This is a genomic window from Klebsiella sp. K5-204, assembly GCF_030128585.1.
GTDB classification, from domain to species: domain Bacteria; phylum Pseudomonadota; class Gammaproteobacteria; order Enterobacterales; family Enterobacteriaceae; genus Klebsiella; species Klebsiella quasipneumoniae.
Genome location: NZ_JAKUZS010000005.1, coordinates 37,128 through 53,839, shown reverse-complemented (window position 1 = coordinate 53,839; position 16,712 = coordinate 37,128). Strand labels below are relative to the sequence as shown.

16 protein-coding genes are annotated in these 16,712 nt (G+C 55.7%); 14 read left to right on the top strand and 2 right to left on the bottom strand.

Annotated elements, in window-relative coordinates; genetic code table 11:
* Positions 1 to 75: 75 nt before the first annotated feature.
* The 12 genes from MKR05_RS14115 (at position 76) to MKR05_RS14060 (ending at position 12,847) form a co-directional block, all read left to right on the top strand.
* Positions 76 to 1,035, top strand: a complete 960-nt coding sequence (locus MKR05_RS14115; RefSeq protein ID WP_002889884.1) for a thiamine pyrophosphate-dependent dehydrogenase E1 component subunit alpha — start codon at positions 76 to 78, stop codon at positions 1,033 to 1,035.
* 11 nt (positions 1,036 to 1,046) lie between these two features.
* Complete coding sequence (locus MKR05_RS14110) at positions 1,047 to 2,066, top strand: alpha-ketoacid dehydrogenase subunit beta (protein ID WP_044521157.1); 1,020 nt, start codon at positions 1,047 to 1,049, stop codon at positions 2,064 to 2,066.
* 3 nt (positions 2,067 to 2,069) lie between these two features.
* On the top strand, positions 2,070 to 3,605 hold the full coding sequence (locus MKR05_RS14105; protein WP_101989283.1) for a 2-oxo acid dehydrogenase subunit E2: 1,536 nt from the start codon (positions 2,070 to 2,072) through the stop codon (positions 3,603 to 3,605).
* A complete protein-coding gene (gene lpdA, locus MKR05_RS14100; RefSeq protein WP_101989284.1) occupies positions 3,595 to 4,992 on the top strand; it encodes a dihydrolipoyl dehydrogenase in 1,398 nt (465 codons plus the stop codon). The genes MKR05_RS14105 and lpdA overlap by 11 nt, the downstream gene beginning before the upstream one ends.
* Before the next feature lie 177 nt (positions 4,993 to 5,169).
* A complete protein-coding gene (locus MKR05_RS14095) occupies positions 5,170 to 5,421 on the top strand; it encodes a zinc ribbon domain-containing protein (protein ID WP_023288528.1) in 252 nt (83 codons plus the stop codon).
* A gap of 516 nt (positions 5,422 to 5,937) precedes the next feature.
* Complete coding sequence (locus tag MKR05_RS14090; RefSeq protein WP_002889868.1) at positions 5,938 to 6,729, top strand: class I fructose-bisphosphate aldolase; 792 nt, start codon at positions 5,938 to 5,940, stop codon at positions 6,727 to 6,729.
* Between the two features lie 14 nt (positions 6,730 to 6,743).
* Complete coding sequence (locus tag MKR05_RS14085; RefSeq protein WP_023288526.1) at positions 6,744 to 7,295, top strand: glycerol-3-phosphate responsive antiterminator; 552 nt, start codon at positions 6,744 to 6,746, stop codon at positions 7,293 to 7,295.
* 20 nt (positions 7,296 to 7,315) lie between these two features.
* Positions 7,316 to 8,854, top strand: coding sequence for an FGGY-family carbohydrate kinase (locus MKR05_RS14080; protein WP_048296783.1), 1,539 nt, complete (start codon positions 7,316 to 7,318; stop codon positions 8,852 to 8,854).
* 11 nt (positions 8,855 to 8,865) lie between these two features.
* A complete protein-coding gene (locus MKR05_RS14075) occupies positions 8,866 to 9,627 on the top strand; it encodes an SDR family NAD(P)-dependent oxidoreductase (RefSeq protein ID WP_023288524.1) in 762 nt (253 codons plus the stop codon).
* A gap of 16 nt (positions 9,628 to 9,643) precedes the next feature.
* Positions 9,644 to 10,639, top strand: coding sequence for a 2-hydroxyacid dehydrogenase (locus tag MKR05_RS14070; RefSeq protein WP_044521147.1), 996 nt, complete (start codon positions 9,644 to 9,646; stop codon positions 10,637 to 10,639).
* Positions 10,640 to 10,727: 88 nt separating this feature from the next.
* Positions 10,728 to 11,990, top strand: a complete 1,263-nt coding sequence (locus tag MKR05_RS14065) for a PTS galactitol transporter subunit IIC (protein WP_023288522.1) — start codon at positions 10,728 to 10,730, stop codon at positions 11,988 to 11,990.
* A 218-nt stretch (positions 11,991 to 12,208) separates the two neighbouring features.
* On the top strand, positions 12,209 to 12,847 hold the full coding sequence (locus MKR05_RS14060) for a glutathione S-transferase family protein (RefSeq protein WP_048334109.1): 639 nt from the start codon (positions 12,209 to 12,211) through the stop codon (positions 12,845 to 12,847).
* 40 nt (positions 12,848 to 12,887) lie between these two features.
* Here the strand turns inward: MKR05_RS14060 and MKR05_RS14055 are convergent, their stop codons facing one another.
* Positions 12,888 to 13,637 (bottom strand): cyclopropane-fatty-acyl-phospholipid synthase family protein, encoded by a 750-nt coding sequence (locus MKR05_RS14055; protein ID WP_050533125.1) that lies wholly within the window; start codon positions 13,635 to 13,637, stop codon positions 12,888 to 12,890.
* Between the two features lie 57 nt (positions 13,638 to 13,694).
* Positions 13,695 to 13,952: a YjhX family toxin gene (locus MKR05_RS14050; protein WP_032453046.1), complete on the bottom strand. Its 258-nt coding sequence runs from the start codon at positions 13,950 to 13,952 to the stop codon at positions 13,695 to 13,697.
* A 466-nt stretch (positions 13,953 to 14,418) separates the two neighbouring features.
* On the opposite strand from MKR05_RS14050, the gene glaH reads away from it, so the two are divergent.
* Together glaH and lhgO are read left to right on the top strand one after the other, a co-directional pair.
* Complete coding sequence (glaH, locus tag MKR05_RS14045; RefSeq protein WP_101989285.1) at positions 14,419 to 15,396, top strand: glutarate dioxygenase GlaH; 978 nt, start codon at positions 14,419 to 14,421, stop codon at positions 15,394 to 15,396.
* A gap of 27 nt (positions 15,397 to 15,423) precedes the next feature.
* Positions 15,424 to 16,692, top strand: coding sequence for an L-2-hydroxyglutarate oxidase (lhgO, locus tag MKR05_RS14040; RefSeq protein WP_032453044.1), 1,269 nt, complete (start codon positions 15,424 to 15,426; stop codon positions 16,690 to 16,692).
* Positions 16,693 to 16,712: the final 20 nt, after the last annotated feature.

The following is a 16,712-nucleotide window of genomic DNA, read 5'->3' as shown; positions in this document are numbered from 1 at the left end:
GCATGGGTGTGGCCAGGGTTATCCGCCCTGTCTGTTGGCCCCGCCTGGGTGACCTTTATTGAGGAGAATTAAATCATGCTCAGCAAACAGGCGTTATTGCAGGCTTACCGCAAGATGCGGGAGATCAGGACCTTTGAAGAGCGGTTGCATCAGGAAAATACCAGCGGTGATATTCCCGGCTTCATTCACCTTTACACCGGTGAGGAGGCCATCGCGGTGGGGGTCTGCGAAAATTTAACGAGCGCAGATTTTATTGGTTCAACACACCGTGGACATGGCCACTGTATTGCTAAAGGGTGCGACATTCACGGCATGATGGCCGAAATATTCGGTAAGGACAGCGGGTTATGTCGCGGTAAGGGTGGGTCGATGCACATTGCCGATCTGTCGAAAGGAATGCTGGGAGCGAACGCTATCGTTGGGGGAGCCCCTCCCCTGGCCATCGGCGCCGCGCTAACGGCAAAGACGCTAAAAACCGGCAACGTCGGTGTCTCTTTTACGGGCGATGGGGGTTCTAATCAGGGCCTGGTCTTTGAAGCCATCAATATGGCCGTCGTGCTCCAGCTTCCGGCCGTCTTTATTTTCGAAAACAACGGTTACGGCGAAGGGACCGGTCATGACTACGCCGTGGGTGGGCGTGATATCGCCCGACGCGCCGCTGGCTTCGGCCTGCCGGCAGTGACCGTTGATGGCACCGATTTCTTTGCCGTTTATGAGGCCACTTCAGAGGCGGTCAAACGTGCGCGAGAAGGCGGTGGCCCAAGCGTCATTGAGGCCAAAGCCTTCCGCTGGCACGGTCATTTTGAGGGGGATCCCGCGCTATACCGCGCGGAAGGTGAAGTGCAACGCCTGCGTGAACAACATGATCCGCTGAAGATTTTCACCGCTAAGGTCAAACAGCATATCACCCAGGAAGAACTGGCGGCGATTGACGAGGAAGTCGAAGCCCTTGTCAACGATGCGGTATTGAAGGCCCGCGCCGCCGCCTATCCGGCTCCGGAAGACCTGCTGACAGACGTTTATGTCTCATACTGAGGGTGATAACTATGGCGATTAAAACCTATCGTGAAGCGGTCAAGGAAGCCCTGGCTCAGGAAATGGAACGCGATGAACGCGTGGTGCTCATCGGTGAAGATTTGCGTGGCGGTCATGGCGGAAATGCGCCCGAAGAGGCGAAGATAGAAGCCTTTGGCGGTGTGCTCGGCGTCACTAAAGGGCTGTGGACGCAGTTCGGCTCCGATCGGGTGATCGACACGCCCATTACCGAGTCGGCCATCATCGGAATGGCGGCCGGCGCCGCAGCGACGGGTCTGCGGCCGGTCGCGGAATTGATGTTCATGGATTTTTTTGGCGTGAGTCACGATGCGCTGTACAACCAGGCGGCTAAGTTCCGCTACATGTTTGGTGGCAAAGCCAGAGCCCCGCTGGTGATGCGAGGTATGATCGGCGCGGGGTTTTCCGCCGCGGCCCAGCATTCACAGTCACCCTATAATATCTTTGCCACCACGCCAGGGCTGAAGGTGGTGGTGCCCTCGACGCCTTATGACGTCAAAGGTCTGTTAATCCAGTCAATTCGCGACGACGACCCGGTGGTTTTCTGCGAGCATAAAATGCTGTACGACCTCAAGGGCGAGGTACCGGACGAGAGCTATACCATCCCGCTAGGTGTAGCCAACTATACCCGCGAAGGAGAAGACGTCACCATCATTGCGTTGTCGGCAATGGTGCATAAAGCCAATCAGGTGGCGGACAAACTGGCCAGAGAGGGGATCTCGGTCGAGGTGGTCGACCCGCGGACCATTTCGCCGCTGGATGAGGAAGGGATTCTGGAATCGGTGGCGTCCACGGGGCGGGTAGTGATTGTCGACGAATCCGCGGCACGCTTCGGTTTTGCTCATGATGTCGCGGCGCTGATCGCGTCCCAGGCATTCCATTTCCTCAAAGCGCCCGTTCTGCTGGTGACGCCGCCACACACGCCGGTCCCGTTCTCCCCTGCTCTCGAAAAACTCTGGATCCCTGGCGTAGAACGTATCGAAGCCGCCGTCCGTCAAGTGCTGGAGGATTAACCTATGAGCGAAATCAAGACGCTTGAAATGCCAAAGTGGGGGCTTTCCATGGAAGAAGGCTTGCTCGCTCGGTGGGCAATCCAGGAGGGTGACAGCTTCACCCCAGGGCAGGAAATCTGTGAGATTGAAACCAGTAAAATCGTCAATGTGCTGGAGGCCCCCTTTGCCGGTACGTTACGTCGGATACTCGCCCGAGAGGGTGAAACGCTTCAGGTAGGCGCCGTGCTGGCCCTGGCGGCTGACGCTTCGGTCAGCGATGCTGACCTGGACGAATTCGCTGCCACTCTGGCTACGGCGAAATCCGCAGCCCCTGGCACGGAGGCTGCCGCGCCGGACGTAGCGGCACAGGCAGGCGCTAAGCCACCTTCCGTTGTTTCGCCGCCATCCAACAGCCCCGAGCCCCCCGTTGGGCAGACCGACATCCCCGTCAGTCTGCAAGGCGTGACCGATGTGACTCAGGTTAATGCCACGCCCCATGCGTTACGACTCTCTGCCCGCTGGGGTGTCGACCTGAAAAAAGTCCGCGGCAGCGGGCGCGGGGATCGTATCTCTGTTTCTGATCTGGAAAGCGCGATCCTTGCCGCCGGCGGTCGCCTGGCCTCTCCGACGCCCCCCGTTCGTCGCAGCAAAGCGCCCCGCTCGCATGCCGATGACAGCCAGGTATCGGCCACCCCGCTGGCGCGCCGTCTGGCCGGCAAGCTGGGTATCAACTTGCATGACTGCCGAAGCAGCGGTTCACGCGGCCGGGTGAGTCGCGATGATGTGCTGGCCGCGGCGTTGTTACTCGACGAGCACCCGCAGACCAGCCCGGTACAGGAGAGTACCCCGGTACCCTATGAAAGCATCCCCATGTCCGGTATGCGCCGGGCTATCGCCTCTCGCCTGCAAACGTCCAAGCAACAGTCTCCCCATTTCCGTTTGAGCGTCGATCTCGATCTGGAACGACTGTTAGCGCTACGTCAGGAAATTAACCGCGAAGTACCCGGCGTCAAGATTTCGGTTAATGACCTGCTGGTGAAGGCCTGCGCCCTGGCGCTGGTGGCCGTGCCTGACGTCAACATTCAGTTTGATGAAGCGACACAAAGTATCCGCCGCTTTGCGGATGCCGACATTTCGGTGGCCGTTGCGCTGCCTGCCGGGCTAATTACCCCTATTGTCCGCTCGGCGAACCGGAAATCAATTAGCGACATATCGAACGAAATTCACTCGCTGGTGACCAGGGCCAAAGCGGGCACGCTGAAGCCGGAAGAGTTCCAGGGGGGGACCTTTAGCGTGTCAAATCTGGGGATGCTTGGCGTCCGGCAGTTTGACGCCATCATCAATCCACCGCAAAGCGCAATCCTCGCCATTGGCGCCGGCGAAATGCGGGCGGTAGTACGCGACGGGCAAATCGTCGCGCGCCAGCAAATGACGGTATCGCTATCCTGCGATCACCGGGTTATCGATGGCGCGGCAGGTGCGGCTTTTCTCCGGGAACTCAGGCGACTGACGGAAACCCCAACCTTGATGTTTATCCAGGAGACGAGCTATGCACGATAAATACGATGTGCTGATCATCGGCGGTGGTCCTGGGGGATACGTGGCCGCCATCCGTGCCGGCCAGCTAGGGCTTCGTACCGCATTAGTGGAGAAACAACATCTGGGCGGCATCTGCCTGAACTGGGGATGCATTCCAACCAAGGCGCTGTTGCATGGCGCTGAGGTCGCGCACAGTATCACCCATGCCAGTCAGCTGGGCATCAGCGTGGGTGAGGTGAACATCGATCTGCAGAAACTGGTGCAGTTTAGCCGTACCGTATCGCAACAGCTCACCGGCGGGGTGGCGTACCTGTTGAAGAAAAATGGCGTGCAGGTCATTGATGGCACCGCGCGGCTGCGCGGCAAGGGGCAAATAACGGTCGAGGATGCCCGAGGGGAGACGCGCGATTACCGGGCCGATCACGTGATCCTGGCCACGGGCGCCCGACCACGCGCATTACCAGGCATCGCGCCAGATGGCGAATATATCTGGACCTATTTCGAGGCGCTGCGGCCTAAGCTATTGCCCAGGTCGCTATTAATCATCGGTTCAGGGGCGATTGGCGTCGAGTTCGCCAGCCTTTATAACGATCTGGGCTGTAAAGTGACGCTGGTCGAGCTGGCGTCGCAGATTTTGCCAGTGGAAGATGCCGAGGTGTCTGCAGCAGTGCGTAAGTCATTCGAAAAACGCGGTATTCAGGTCCATACCCAGACCCTGGTGACGCAAGTACAGCTCACCGGGACCGGGGTGCGCTGCACCATGAAAAACACCGGCGCCGAATATTCTCAGGACGTCGAACGTGTGCTGCTGGCGGTCGGCGTACAGCCGAATATTGAAGATCTGGGGCTGGAAACGCTGGGCGTCGAGTTAGACCGCGGTTTTATCAAGACGGACACCGCTTGTCGCACTAACGTATTCGGGCTTTATGCCATCGGCGATGTAGCCGGCCCGCCGTGCCTGGCGCACAAGGCCAGCCACGAAGGCGTGATCTGCGTTGAGACACTGGCTGGTGTCGAAGGCGCCCGCCCGCTTGATCGCGACTATGTGCCCGGTTGCACGTATGCCCGGCCCCAGGTTGCCAGTCTGGGCTTGACGGAATCGACGGCCCTGGCCAGGGGACGGCCCGTCAGGATCGGTAAGTTCTCCTGGCAGAATAATGGTAAGGCGCTGGCCAGCGGCGAGACAGAGGGTTTTGTGAAGACGATTTTCGATGCTGAAACCGGCGAGTTGCTGGGCGCGCATATGGTTGGCGCACAGGTCACGGAACTGATCCAGGGGTTTGGCATCGCCCGTCACCTGGAGGCCACAGATGAAAGTCTCCTGTCGATGATCTTTGCGCATCCAACACTTTCCGAAGCGATGCATGAATCCATCCTCGCGGCCTGCGATCAACCATTGCATCAATAAGAAATAAGGGAGGCGATAGCTGCGCGATACGGAGTAAGTTGTCCGTTATCCCTCCCGCACGCCCCGGCAGAAGATCCACCAGAACGGTTACGGCAGGATCTATTGATCTGAAACGCTAAACGCCAGGCGTAAATTCTGTATGTTTAGTAGACAACTCAACGACAGGAGGAGCGCTCTATGACACAGCACGAACGGTTTTGCCAGGCCTGCGGAATGCCGATGTCCGCACCCGATGCGCAAGGGGCCAGCGATAAATATTGCGCGTATTGCAGCGACAGCGACGGTAATCTGAAATCCTGGGAAGAGGCCGTATCCGGTCTGGCGGCTTTTCTCGACTCCTGGCAAAAGGTGGGCGTAGCGGAATCACGGAAACGGGCAAAACGTTACCTGACGGCGATGCCTGCCTGGGCGCACAAAGCGGACGAGTAATTTGCCCGGGCGGCGGGAAAAAATCATTCCGGGGGACAGACCGCCATGCCGACAACGATGCTATAACGTTTTTGTACGCCATCCGGACGGGAATAAATGCGCGTTTGTGGATGACGACCTGCAGGCAGGAGCATGCATGGATGGGTTCTTCATGCGGATGAAATAAACGCCTGGCGTTCTCCCCCTTGTCAGGATGCGTTATTGCCTGGTTTCTTAAGGGTTCGGTTTCTGTATTTAACCCGGCACTTTTCACAGAATACAACATATTGATGTGATGAATCTCTCATTTCAACGATACCAACTGGACAGTAAGTTATCGCGTGTGTTAGTTATTTAATCACGCAAGAGAACAGATTTAATTTAAACAAAAATTAAACCTTTCTCACTTTGCTAAAAAATTGCATTGATAATGCTTTGGATTCCCGAACCATTATCAAAAGGGTATGTGAACAGAAAGCCCTCAGAGACGCGAGTCTCTGAGGGCTTTTTTTTGTTTTTTATCTCAGGAGTAAATAAATGTCTAAAGAACGTCGTCTCTCAAGAATATTCGCAAAAGATGGTAAATCCGTGACCTTAGCGCTGGATGGCTACTATTTTTCCACGAAAACAAATGGTATTGATAATACGATAAATCAGCTCCCTGCTCTGGTGGAACACGGCCTGGATTGCGCGCTCGTCACGTACGGCATGTTGAAGAATTATCGTGAAGCGCTGAACAGCGTTCCCGTTGTGTTACGCGTCGACAGCACGGTCAGTATCTTTGACAATACCGTTCCCGATACTACCCCCGTTTTTTCCGTCGAAGATGCGCTTAAAGTCGCTGCCGAGGGAGTGGTCTGCATGACCTTCCCCGGCGCCTTCAATGAAGAAAAAACCCACATTATGGCGATGCAACTCGCGCAGGCAGCGGATCGCTGGAACGTACCGCTGATTGTCGAATCGCTCCCGTATGGTTATCCCGTCACCAGCGATGACTCTAACAATCCGGCGATCATCGCTGCATCGGCCCGCGCAGCGGTGGAGCTGGGCGCGGACGTCATCAAAACGCGTTTTACCGGTTCACCAGAGGACCGACTGATCGTTGAAGCTGCTGGCGTGCCGGTGCTTGCCTTAGGGGGGCCAAAAACCGGCATCGATGGTTACTTCAAATTTGTTCAGCACTGTATGCAGATGGGTGCGAAAGGCGTGGCTGTGGGACGAAACATTACCCAGGATCCGCAGCCGGCGAAAGTGGTAGCAGGTCTGAATGCCATCATCCATGAAAACGCAACAGCGGAAGATGCATACAGCCTCTACATGGCTAAATAACATCGGAAATTAATATGATTTTAAATAACACCATCATCCCTTCCATCAGGAAGTATAAATACTTTGAGAAAGCATTAACCTGCCAGTCAGAATATGTGCTGCTATCCGAAGCGAATATCGGCAATCTGCAGTCGCTGATTGGCAAATGCCATCAAAGCGGTAAGAAGGTCCTCGTTCATCTTGAATTACTGGGTGGTTTTAAACCGGATCAGGCGGGGATCAATCTACTGAAAAATTATTATAAGGTTGATGGTGTTATTTCTTCCAATCTCTCCGCGCTACGCTACGCCAAAAAAGAGGGATTGCTGACCGTATATCGGGTTTTACTTATCGATTCGCGATCGCTTGATCAGTCGCTCGATATTGTTAAACACAGTCCACCGGACGCAATTGAAATCTTACCTGCTGAATATGCCTGCCAGTGTCTGGAGTTGATTAGCCGAAATTTGAAAGGCTTTGATGTGGTATTCATCGCCGGAGGCTTTGTTAAGCGCAAATACCTTGTAGATAAAATATTCCATGCCGGATTTAAAGGGATAACCACCAGCGAGCCCGGCTTATGGTAACCAATAAGGAGTCCACGCGAATGAAAGATGAATACGTCATGGGCATCGACAATGGTGGAACCGTCACCAAGGCAGCCATCTATGACCGTAAAGGACAGGTGCTCGCGATCGCCTCAAAATCCACGCAGATGCTGACACCCCGGGAATTCCACACAGAGCGCAGTATCGATGAGCTGTGGGCCGCTAATGTCGAAGTGATTAAAAAAGCGATTGAGCAATCAGGTATTGATGCCAGCCAGATAAAAGGTGTGGCCGTCACCGGTCATGGTAACGGTCTGTATCTGGTTGACGAAGAAGGTCACCCGGTGCGTAACGGCATTATATCCACCGACAGCCGGGCAAAAGAGTACGTTGAGAGATGGCAACGCTCGCCAGAATTCCTTACCGACATTTTGCCAAAAACAATGCAGTCCATCTGGGCCGGACAACCTGTCGCCTTGCTGGCATGGCTGAAGGACTTCGAGCCCGAGACGCTGCAAAAAGCGCGTTATATTTTTATGGTCAAGGACCTGATCCGTTTTTACCTGACCGGAGAGGCTTTTCTTGAGCTGACCGATATCTCAGGCACCAACCTGATCAACGTACGTGACTGCAAGTATGACGATGAACTGCTGGCATGGTGGGGACTTGATGAACTGCGGGACAAATTGCCCCCCATCAAACGCTCAACGGAATGCTGCGGAAAAATCACTGACGACGTGGCCCGTCTGACCGGTTTATGCGCAGGTACGCCGGTTTCTGGCGGGGTGTTTGATATCTCGGCCTCTTCCATTGCCTCGGGGATCAACAGTCTCGATAAGATGGCGATCGTCACCGGCACCTGGAGCATAAACGAATACGTTACCGACCACCCGGTTATTGATAAAGATCTGTTTATGACCTCCATTTATCCCATTGAGGGTAAATGGCTCATCACCGAGGCCAGCCCCACCTCCGCGAGCAACCTGGAGTGGTTTATTAACAACTTTATGGAGAGCGATCGGAAAACCTCCGCCGAGCAAGGATCGTCGGTCTATGACCTGTGCAATAAGCTGGTTTCGTCAACGACGCCGGATGAAAGCCACCTGCTGTTCTTTCCGTTCGTGTTTGGCTCTAACACCATTCCCGACGCCTCGGCCGGCTTTATCGGTGTAAACAGCTTTCATAAAAAAGCCCATTTTCTGCGGGCGATTTATGAGGGCGTGGCCTTTAGCCATCTCTACCACACCGAGCGCTTGCGCAATATTAACCCGAAGTTAAGCCGCACAATTCGTATTGCCGGCGGTGTCACGAACTCCCCGGTCTGGCTACAGATATTCGCCGATATCTTCCAGGCCACGCTGGAAATCGTTGACGTCAAAGAGCACGGGACCCTGGGTACCGCGATGACCGCAGCCGTCATGGTGGGCTGGTTTGCAGAGGTATTTGCTGCCTCAAACGAAATGGTCCATGTCTCACGCACCGTCTCCCCTAATCCGGAAAATCACCGGGTCTACCAGACCAAATACCAGCTTTATAAAAACCTGTTATCAGAAATGCAGTCGCCGTGGAAAAGCTGCAGCAACTACATCGCGCACTAAGTGAGGACAAAATGGATCTGAATTTAACGAATCGTACGGCCATCGTGACAGGCGGCGCAACCGGCCTGGGGAAAGAGTTTGTTCTTTCGCTCGCCAAAGAAGGCGTCAATATCTGCTTTACCTATATGCGGGAAGAAGAGCATCCCGAACGGCTGATCGAAACGGTGAAGGCCAGCGCGAACGTAGAGATCATCGCGGTTAAAACCGATCTCTCTGACGAACAGAGCCGGGAAAATCTGTTTGCCACCTGTATTGACAGGCTGGGCAAAGCCGACATTCTGGTGAATAACGCCGGGATCTGGCTGAGCGGCTACGTCACCGAGATCAGCCCGCAGGACTGGGATCTGGTGATGAATGTCAATCTGAAAGCCATCTTCCATCTCAGCCAGCTATTTGTAAATCACTGCCTGCAGCATGACCGGATGGGCAGCATTCTGAATATTACCTCGCAGGCCGCGTTCCACGGCTCCACGACGGGACATGCGCACTACGCGGCAAGTAAGGCCGGTCTGGTCGCCTTTGCTATTTCTCTGGCGCGTGAAGTCGCCAAACAAAAAATCAATGTGAACAATATCGCCGTCGGGATCATGGATACTGCGATGATCCGTAAGAACATTGAGCAAAACCCTGACTATTACGTCAGTCGTATTCCGGTGGGCCGCGTGGCTCAGCCTCAGGAAATTGCCGACATCGGTGTCTTCATGGTTTCTCCTAAGACCAGCTATATGACGGGAGCAACTCTGGACGTTACCGGCGGTATGTTGATGCGTTAATCGAGGGAGAATCATTATGAAATGTCTGGCAATTGCCGATCTGTTTATCAATGCAGCAATGATGGAATCAGGACTGAAAGCGCTCAGGGATAACGGGATTGAAGTCGAAGTACGCGAGTGGTCACATGACTCCATTGAGAAACTTCAGGAAGATAATCTGCGGGTTGAACAGGAGGGCGCGGAAGCCGTGGCCTTACCGGAAGATCTGCTTCAGGGAGCGGGTGATATTGACATCCTGATCACTCAGTTTGCCCCCGTCAATACTGCGGTGTTCGATAAACTACCCACGCTGAAATATGTAGGCGTACTCCGCGGTGGCGTGGAAAACGTGAATCTTGAGGTGGCGAACGCCCGGGGCGTTGAGGTGATGAACACCCCGGGGCGTAACGCTCGCAGCGTCGCTGAATTCACGGTCGGCATGATCCTGGCGGAAATGCGCAATATCGCCCGGTCACACGATGCCCTGCGTGATAAATACTGGCGTAAAGACAGCCCGAACCATCAGGCGATCCCGGAGCTTGGCGGAAAAGTCGTGGGGCTGGTTGGCCTCGGCCATATTGCCCAACTGGTCGCGGGATTTCTCAGCGGCTTTGGCACGGAGATTATCTTTTACGATAAGTACGTTGCAGGCCATGAACGTTATGAGAAAGTCGATTCACTGGACGAACTGGTACAACGCGCCGACGTTATCTCGTTACATGCTCGCCTGACGCCGGAAACCGAAAATCTGATTAACGCACACCATTTCGCGCTGATGAAGCGCAGTGCCATCATTGTTAACACGGCACGCTCCGGGTTAATCAATGAAAAAGAGATGATTGATGCGCTCAGATCCGGGCAAATTATGGGCGCCGCGCTTGATACCTTTGATGACGAACCGCTTCCTGACGACAGTGCATTCTATACCCTGAATAACGTGACCATTACGCCCCATATTGCCGGGAGTACCATTGACGCATTCAGTAATTCGCCCAAACGCTTCGCTGAGATCCTTTTAAAGAAACTCAGTTAAATACTAAAAGAACCATTAAAGGTATTAACAGGGCCCAATGGGCACGGGTTAACTCGTGCCCAATTCGCCCGCCTTTTAAGGAATCATTATGGATATTATCAACAGCATTATTAGTCTGGGGGCATCAGTAATGATGCCAGTAATATTCTTTATTATCGCGCTTTGCTTTGGCGTTAAAATCGGTACGGCATTTAAAGCAGGGATGCTGGTCGGCATTGGTTTTGAAGGGGTGGGGCTGGTGATTGGCCTGCTGCTGACAAACCTGGGCCCGGCATCGCAGGCGATGGTTGAGCGTATCGGCCTGCAGTTAACGGTCGTTGATACCGGTTGGCCTACCGCATCGACTATTGGCTGGGGTTCGCCGCTGATGCTGCCCGTCGTGGTGGGCTTTATCGTCATCAACCTGGCCATGCTTCTGTTGAAATTAACCAAAACGGTGAATATCGATATTTTTAATTACTGGATTTTCCTGATCATGGGGTCTGTGGTCTATGCCGGAACGGGAAATTACTGGCTTTCTGTCGGTATTACTTTCGCTATTTTTGTGTTGACGCTATTGGCCGCAGATTTAACGGCGCCGTATTTACAAAAAAACTATAATCTTAAAGGGATATCATTCCCACATCTTACCTGTATAGCTTACGTGCCGTTTGGCATTGCCTGTAATTACATCATTGATAAGATCCCGCTCATCAATAAAATCAATTTCGATCCGGAAAGTATTAATAAAAAATTCGGCGTTTTTGGCGAGCCTCTTACCCTGGGGTTTGTGCTGGGACTGCTGTTGGCCTTCCTGGCTGGATATGACATTTCCGCTGCCGTTTCACTGGCCATTAAGGTTTCAGCCGCCATGCTGCTGCTGCCGAAAATGATTGAAATTCTGGTGCAGGGATTGTTGATTGTTCGTGATGCCGCTGAAGCAAAACTGAAGGCTAAATTTCCGGGGCGCGATTTTTACATCGGGATGGATACGGCGTTATTGATCGGTGAACCTTCGGTACTGGCGACCGGTCTGCTGTTAATCCCTATGGCTGTGGTGCTGTCTATCATTCTGCCCGGCAACCGCGTACTGCCCTTTGTCGATCTGGCTTCGTTAATGTTCCTGCTGGCAATGGTCACGCCGTTCTGTAAACGAAATATGTTCCGCATGTTCATAACCGGAACCCTGATCGTGACCTGCATCCTGTATGTCGGGACGGACATTTCGCAAGAATATACTCAGGCGGCGGTGAACTCACATATTCCGGTACCGGAAGGGATGGCCGAGATCACCAATATCGTCGGCGGCGCCACGACGCCTGTCGGCTGGCTGGCCGTCAAATTTGGCGAGTTTTTTAGCGCCACACCTTAGTACAAGACCACTTAAGTAAACAGAGGGCAAACTGTTGCCCTCTGTTTCTTCCTCTCATGCTGTGCGCTGAATAGCTGGCTCAGCGACGCCTCTGGTTTGAACATCTGACCAGCGCGGCCGCCCCCTGCGCGGCGAGGTGACTCATTTCTTTTGTGACCCCTCCCGTTTTCAACCCTACCTGCTATGCTCCTTCTTTCCCCTGTTCACAGGAGATCCCGATGCTGACTATCTGGGGCCGAAAAACTTCCTCTAACGTGCAGGCGCTGATGTGGTGTGTTGGCGAGCTTGGTCTGGACTATCTCCGCTTCGACGTGGGCCATCGCTATGGCGGTACCGACAGCGAGGCGTTTTATCAGCTCAATCCCAATCGTACGGTGCCAGTGCTGCAGGATGGCGATAATCCGCCGCTGTGGGAAACCGGCGCGATCCTTCGCTATTTAGCCAGCCGCTACGCCGACGACGCCTTCTGGCCGGGCGACCTGCTGGCTCGTACTGAGGTTGATCGCTGGGCCGAGTGGTCAAAGCAGAATATTGCCCTCGGCTTTACGGCGCCGGTGTTCTGGCGCGTGGTGCGCACGCCTGCCGCCGAGCGGGATCCGCAGGCCATCGCCGCGGCGGTGACGGCCCTGGAGCAAAAGCTGGCGATTGCCGAGGCACGTCTCGCCGGCAGTCGCTATCTGGTGGGCGATACGCTCACCCTGGCCGACATCCAGTTTGGTCATGTGCTGTACCGCTACTTTGCAATCGATATCACCCGTCGTCCCCTCCTCCATCTTGCGGCCTATTATGCACGGCTAACCGCACGGCCCGCCTTTCGCCAACACGTCATGGTCAGCTACGAGGAGCTGAAGGTCTGAAGATGGTCGGTAGCGCCTCCCGACGCTACCGACACGCTGGTTAACGCGCCATCAGGACAAACACGCCCCAGCCGAGATATTCCCGGGTCCAGGTGACGTGGTGCAGCGGCGCGGTGGTCAACTGCTGGCGAACCTCCGGCGCGAAGTCATCGTGCGGATTGGCCTCCAGCCAGCGGCGCATCGTCAGCCATTTCGCCGCTTCATAACGATCCCAGCCCTCCTGGTCCGCCAGCACCATCTCCACTACGTCATAGCCCAGTTCGCCGAAGTGGGCGACCAGCGCCGGCAGCGTCAGGAAGTCGTCGGGAGAGTGCGCGCCGCAGGCAACCGCCTCTTCCGCCGTGGCGGGGCGTTTGCGCCACCATGGCTCGCCGATCAGCAGCATGCCGCCTGGGTTAAGGCTCTGCTTCAGCAGCGCAATCGTGCCTGCCACGCCGCCGCCGATCCACGTTGCCCCCACGCAGGCGGCAATATCGCACGGCTGACTGGCGACATACCCGCTGGCATCCTGGTGCACAAAGGTCACCCGGTCGCTCACCCCGAGCGCCTCTGCCCGGGCGGCCGCCTGCTGGCTGAACAGCAGGCTCATGTCCACCCCGGTGCCGACGATCTGATGATCGCGCGCCCAGCTACAGAGCATCTCTCCGGAGCCGCTGCCGAGGTCAAGAATGGAGGCGCCCGGCGCCATTCGCAGCGCCCGCCCCAGCGTGGCGTACTTTTCCGGGGTAAAAGGGTTATGAATACGGTGTTCGCTTTCACTGATAGTAAAAATGCGAGGGATATCGATCATGGGTTTTTCTCCTTGAGAGCCATACGCCCGGGCAGCGACCCTGCCCGGGTCGCTGTATCAGCGGTTGTCCGCCTGCGCGCGAACGTTGGTCAAACCGGTGGTGTTGATCCGGTACGGCTGGCCATTCACCGACTTAATCAGCTTTTTGGTTTTGAGCTTTTTGAAGACCGCGAGGGTGCAGTCGCTCAGCAACAGCCCTTCCCGGGTGTAGCATTCGACGGCGGTAATGCGGCCGGAGGTATCACGGACGTGCGCAATACGGCCACCTTTGGCGAGTACGTGTAAGGTCCGTTGTTCCTGACGGGATAAATTCATACTGAAACCTGTTCATTATCATGTGCGAAAACATGCCTACACCCGCAGGTGTGTGCGTAAGGTTTAAGCGCAGCGATAATCAGTCCGGCCTGGGCAGGTCGGGAAGCTGATTATCTGATAATGACATTCTCCAGCATCGAAGCCTCGGTGAGCATTGAAAGGTATTTACCGGCTGAATGTTAACACCTTCATCTGGTAAGGGTATTGCACAGATTAAAAACTGTGATCGGCGTTATGATTTACCTTCACCCTCCCCGGCATTTTGCCTTTTCCGCCACCCGCTTTGTTCCTCAACGTTAACCACCGCCTTATCCCCCTCGCATTGTTAAATAATTGTTGTCAGATCACAAAATAGAAACAAAAAGGCCATTCCGTACGCATTTTATAAAAATGTAGATATTTTTAATTTATGGCTACGAAATGAACATCACCCTGACCTTCCATTCCATTGCGAGGAACGATCCTGATGAACGCCCTGACCGCAGTAAAACCGACATCCGCGCCGTTAGCTCAACACTTCCCTGGCTTTACCGTCGCCCCTTCCGCCCAGTCGCCGCGCCTGCTGGAGCTCACCTTTTCCGCCGACACCACCGCCCAGTTTCTGCAGCAGGTCGCGCAGTGGCCGGTGCAGGCGCTGGAGTACAAATCTTTCTTACGCTTTCAGGTGGGCAAGATCCTCGACGATCTGTGCGGCAACCAGCTGCAGCCGCTGCTGATCAAAAAGCTGCTCGACCGCGCGGAAGGCGCGCTGCTGATCAACGGCGAAGGGATCGATAACGTCAGCCAGGCCGAGGAGATGGTCAAGCTGGCCACCGCCGTGGCGCACCTGATTGGCCGTTCCAATTTCGACGCCATGAGCGGCCAGTATTACGCCCGTTTCGTGGTGAAAAACGTCGATAACTCCGACAGCTATCTGCGCCAGCCGCACCGGGTGATGGAGCTGCACAACGACGGCACCTACGTCGAAGAGCAAACCGACTATGTGCTGATGATGAAGATCGACGAGCAGAACATGCAGGGCGGCAATTCCCTGCTGCTGCATCTCGACGACTGGGAGCATCTCGACGAATTCTTCCGCGACCCGCTCGCCCGCCGCCCGATGCGCTGGGCCGCGCCGCCGAGCAAAAACGTCAGCAAAGATGTCTTCCACCCGGTATTCGACGTCGACCAGCTGGGTCGCCCGGTGATGCGCTATATCGACCAGTTCGTCCAGCCGAAAGATTTCGAAGAAGGCACCTGGCTGAGCCGCCTCTCCGACGCGCTGGAGACCAGCAAAAACATTCTTTCTGTACCGGTTCCGGTAGGCAAATTTCTGTTGATAAACAACCTGTTCTGGCTGCACGGCCGCGACCGCTTTACGCCGCACCCGGACCTGCGCCGCGAGCTGATGCGCCAGCGCGGCTACTTTGCGTATTCCACGAATCATTACCAGACTCATCAATAAGGGTTTTCAGGCGAAGGAATTGAGCGGATGTATGATTTCGTGATTATCGGCGGCGGCATCATCGGCATGTCGACCGCCATGCAGTTAATTGAGATTTACCCGGACGCCCGCATTGCGCTGCTGGAAAAAGAGGCCGGCCCGGCCTGCCATCAGACCGGCCATAACAGCGGCGTGATCCACGCCGGGGTGTACTACACGCCCGGCAGCCTCAAGGCGCAGTTTTGCCTCGCCGGCAACCGCGCCACCAAAGCCTTTTGCGAGCAGAACGGCATCCGCTACGACGTCTGCGGCAAGATGCTGGTCGCCACCTCGCCGCTGGAGATGGAGCGGATGCGCGCCCTGTGGGATCGCACCGCCGCCAACGGCCTGCAGCGGGAATGGCTGAGCGCCGGGGAGCTGCGCGAGCGCGAACCGAACATCAGCGGACTCGGCGGGATCTTCGTCCCTTCCAGCGGCATCGTCAGCTATCGCGACGTGGCGGCGGCGATGGCGAAGAACTTCGAATCGAAAGGCGGCGCCATCGTCTACAACGCCGAAGTCAGCGCCCTGAAAGAACACGCCAGCGGCGTGGTCGTCCACACCCGCCAGGGCGGCGAGTATGAAGCCTCGACGCTGATTACCTGTTCCGGGCTGATGGCCGATCGACTGGTGAAAATGCTCGGCGTCGATCCCGGGTTTATCATCTGCCCGTTCCGCGGGGAGTATTTCCAGCTCGCTCCGCAGCACAATCAGATCGTCAACCATCTGATCTATCCGATCCCCGATCCGGCGATGCCGTTCCTCGGCGTCCACCTGACCCGCATGATCGACGGCAGCGTCACCGTCGGCCCCAACGCCGTGCTGGCCCTGAAGCGCGAAGGCTATCGCAAGCGCGATATTTCGCTGGCCGATACCCTGGAGATCCTCACCTCGCCCGGCATTCGCCGGGTACTGCAAAACAACCTGCGCTCCGGGCTGGGCGAAATGAAAAATTCGCTGTGCCGAAGCGGCTATCTGCGGCTGGTGCAGAAATACTGCCCGAGCCTGACATTGCGCGATTTGCGCCCGTGGCCGGCCGGTGTGCGGGCGCAGGCGGTGTCGCCGCAGGGCAAACTGATCGACGATTTTCTCTTCGTCACCACCGCGCGTTCCATTCACACCTGTAACGCGCCGTCACCCGCGGCGACGTCGGCTATCCCGATCGGCGCGCATATCGTCAGCAAGGTGCAGACCCTGCTGGCCAGCCAGAGCAATCCCGGACGCACGCTGCGTGCGGCACGTAGCGTGGAGACACTACACGCCGCTTTTACCCGTTAACCCCCTGAAGACAGGAAGCG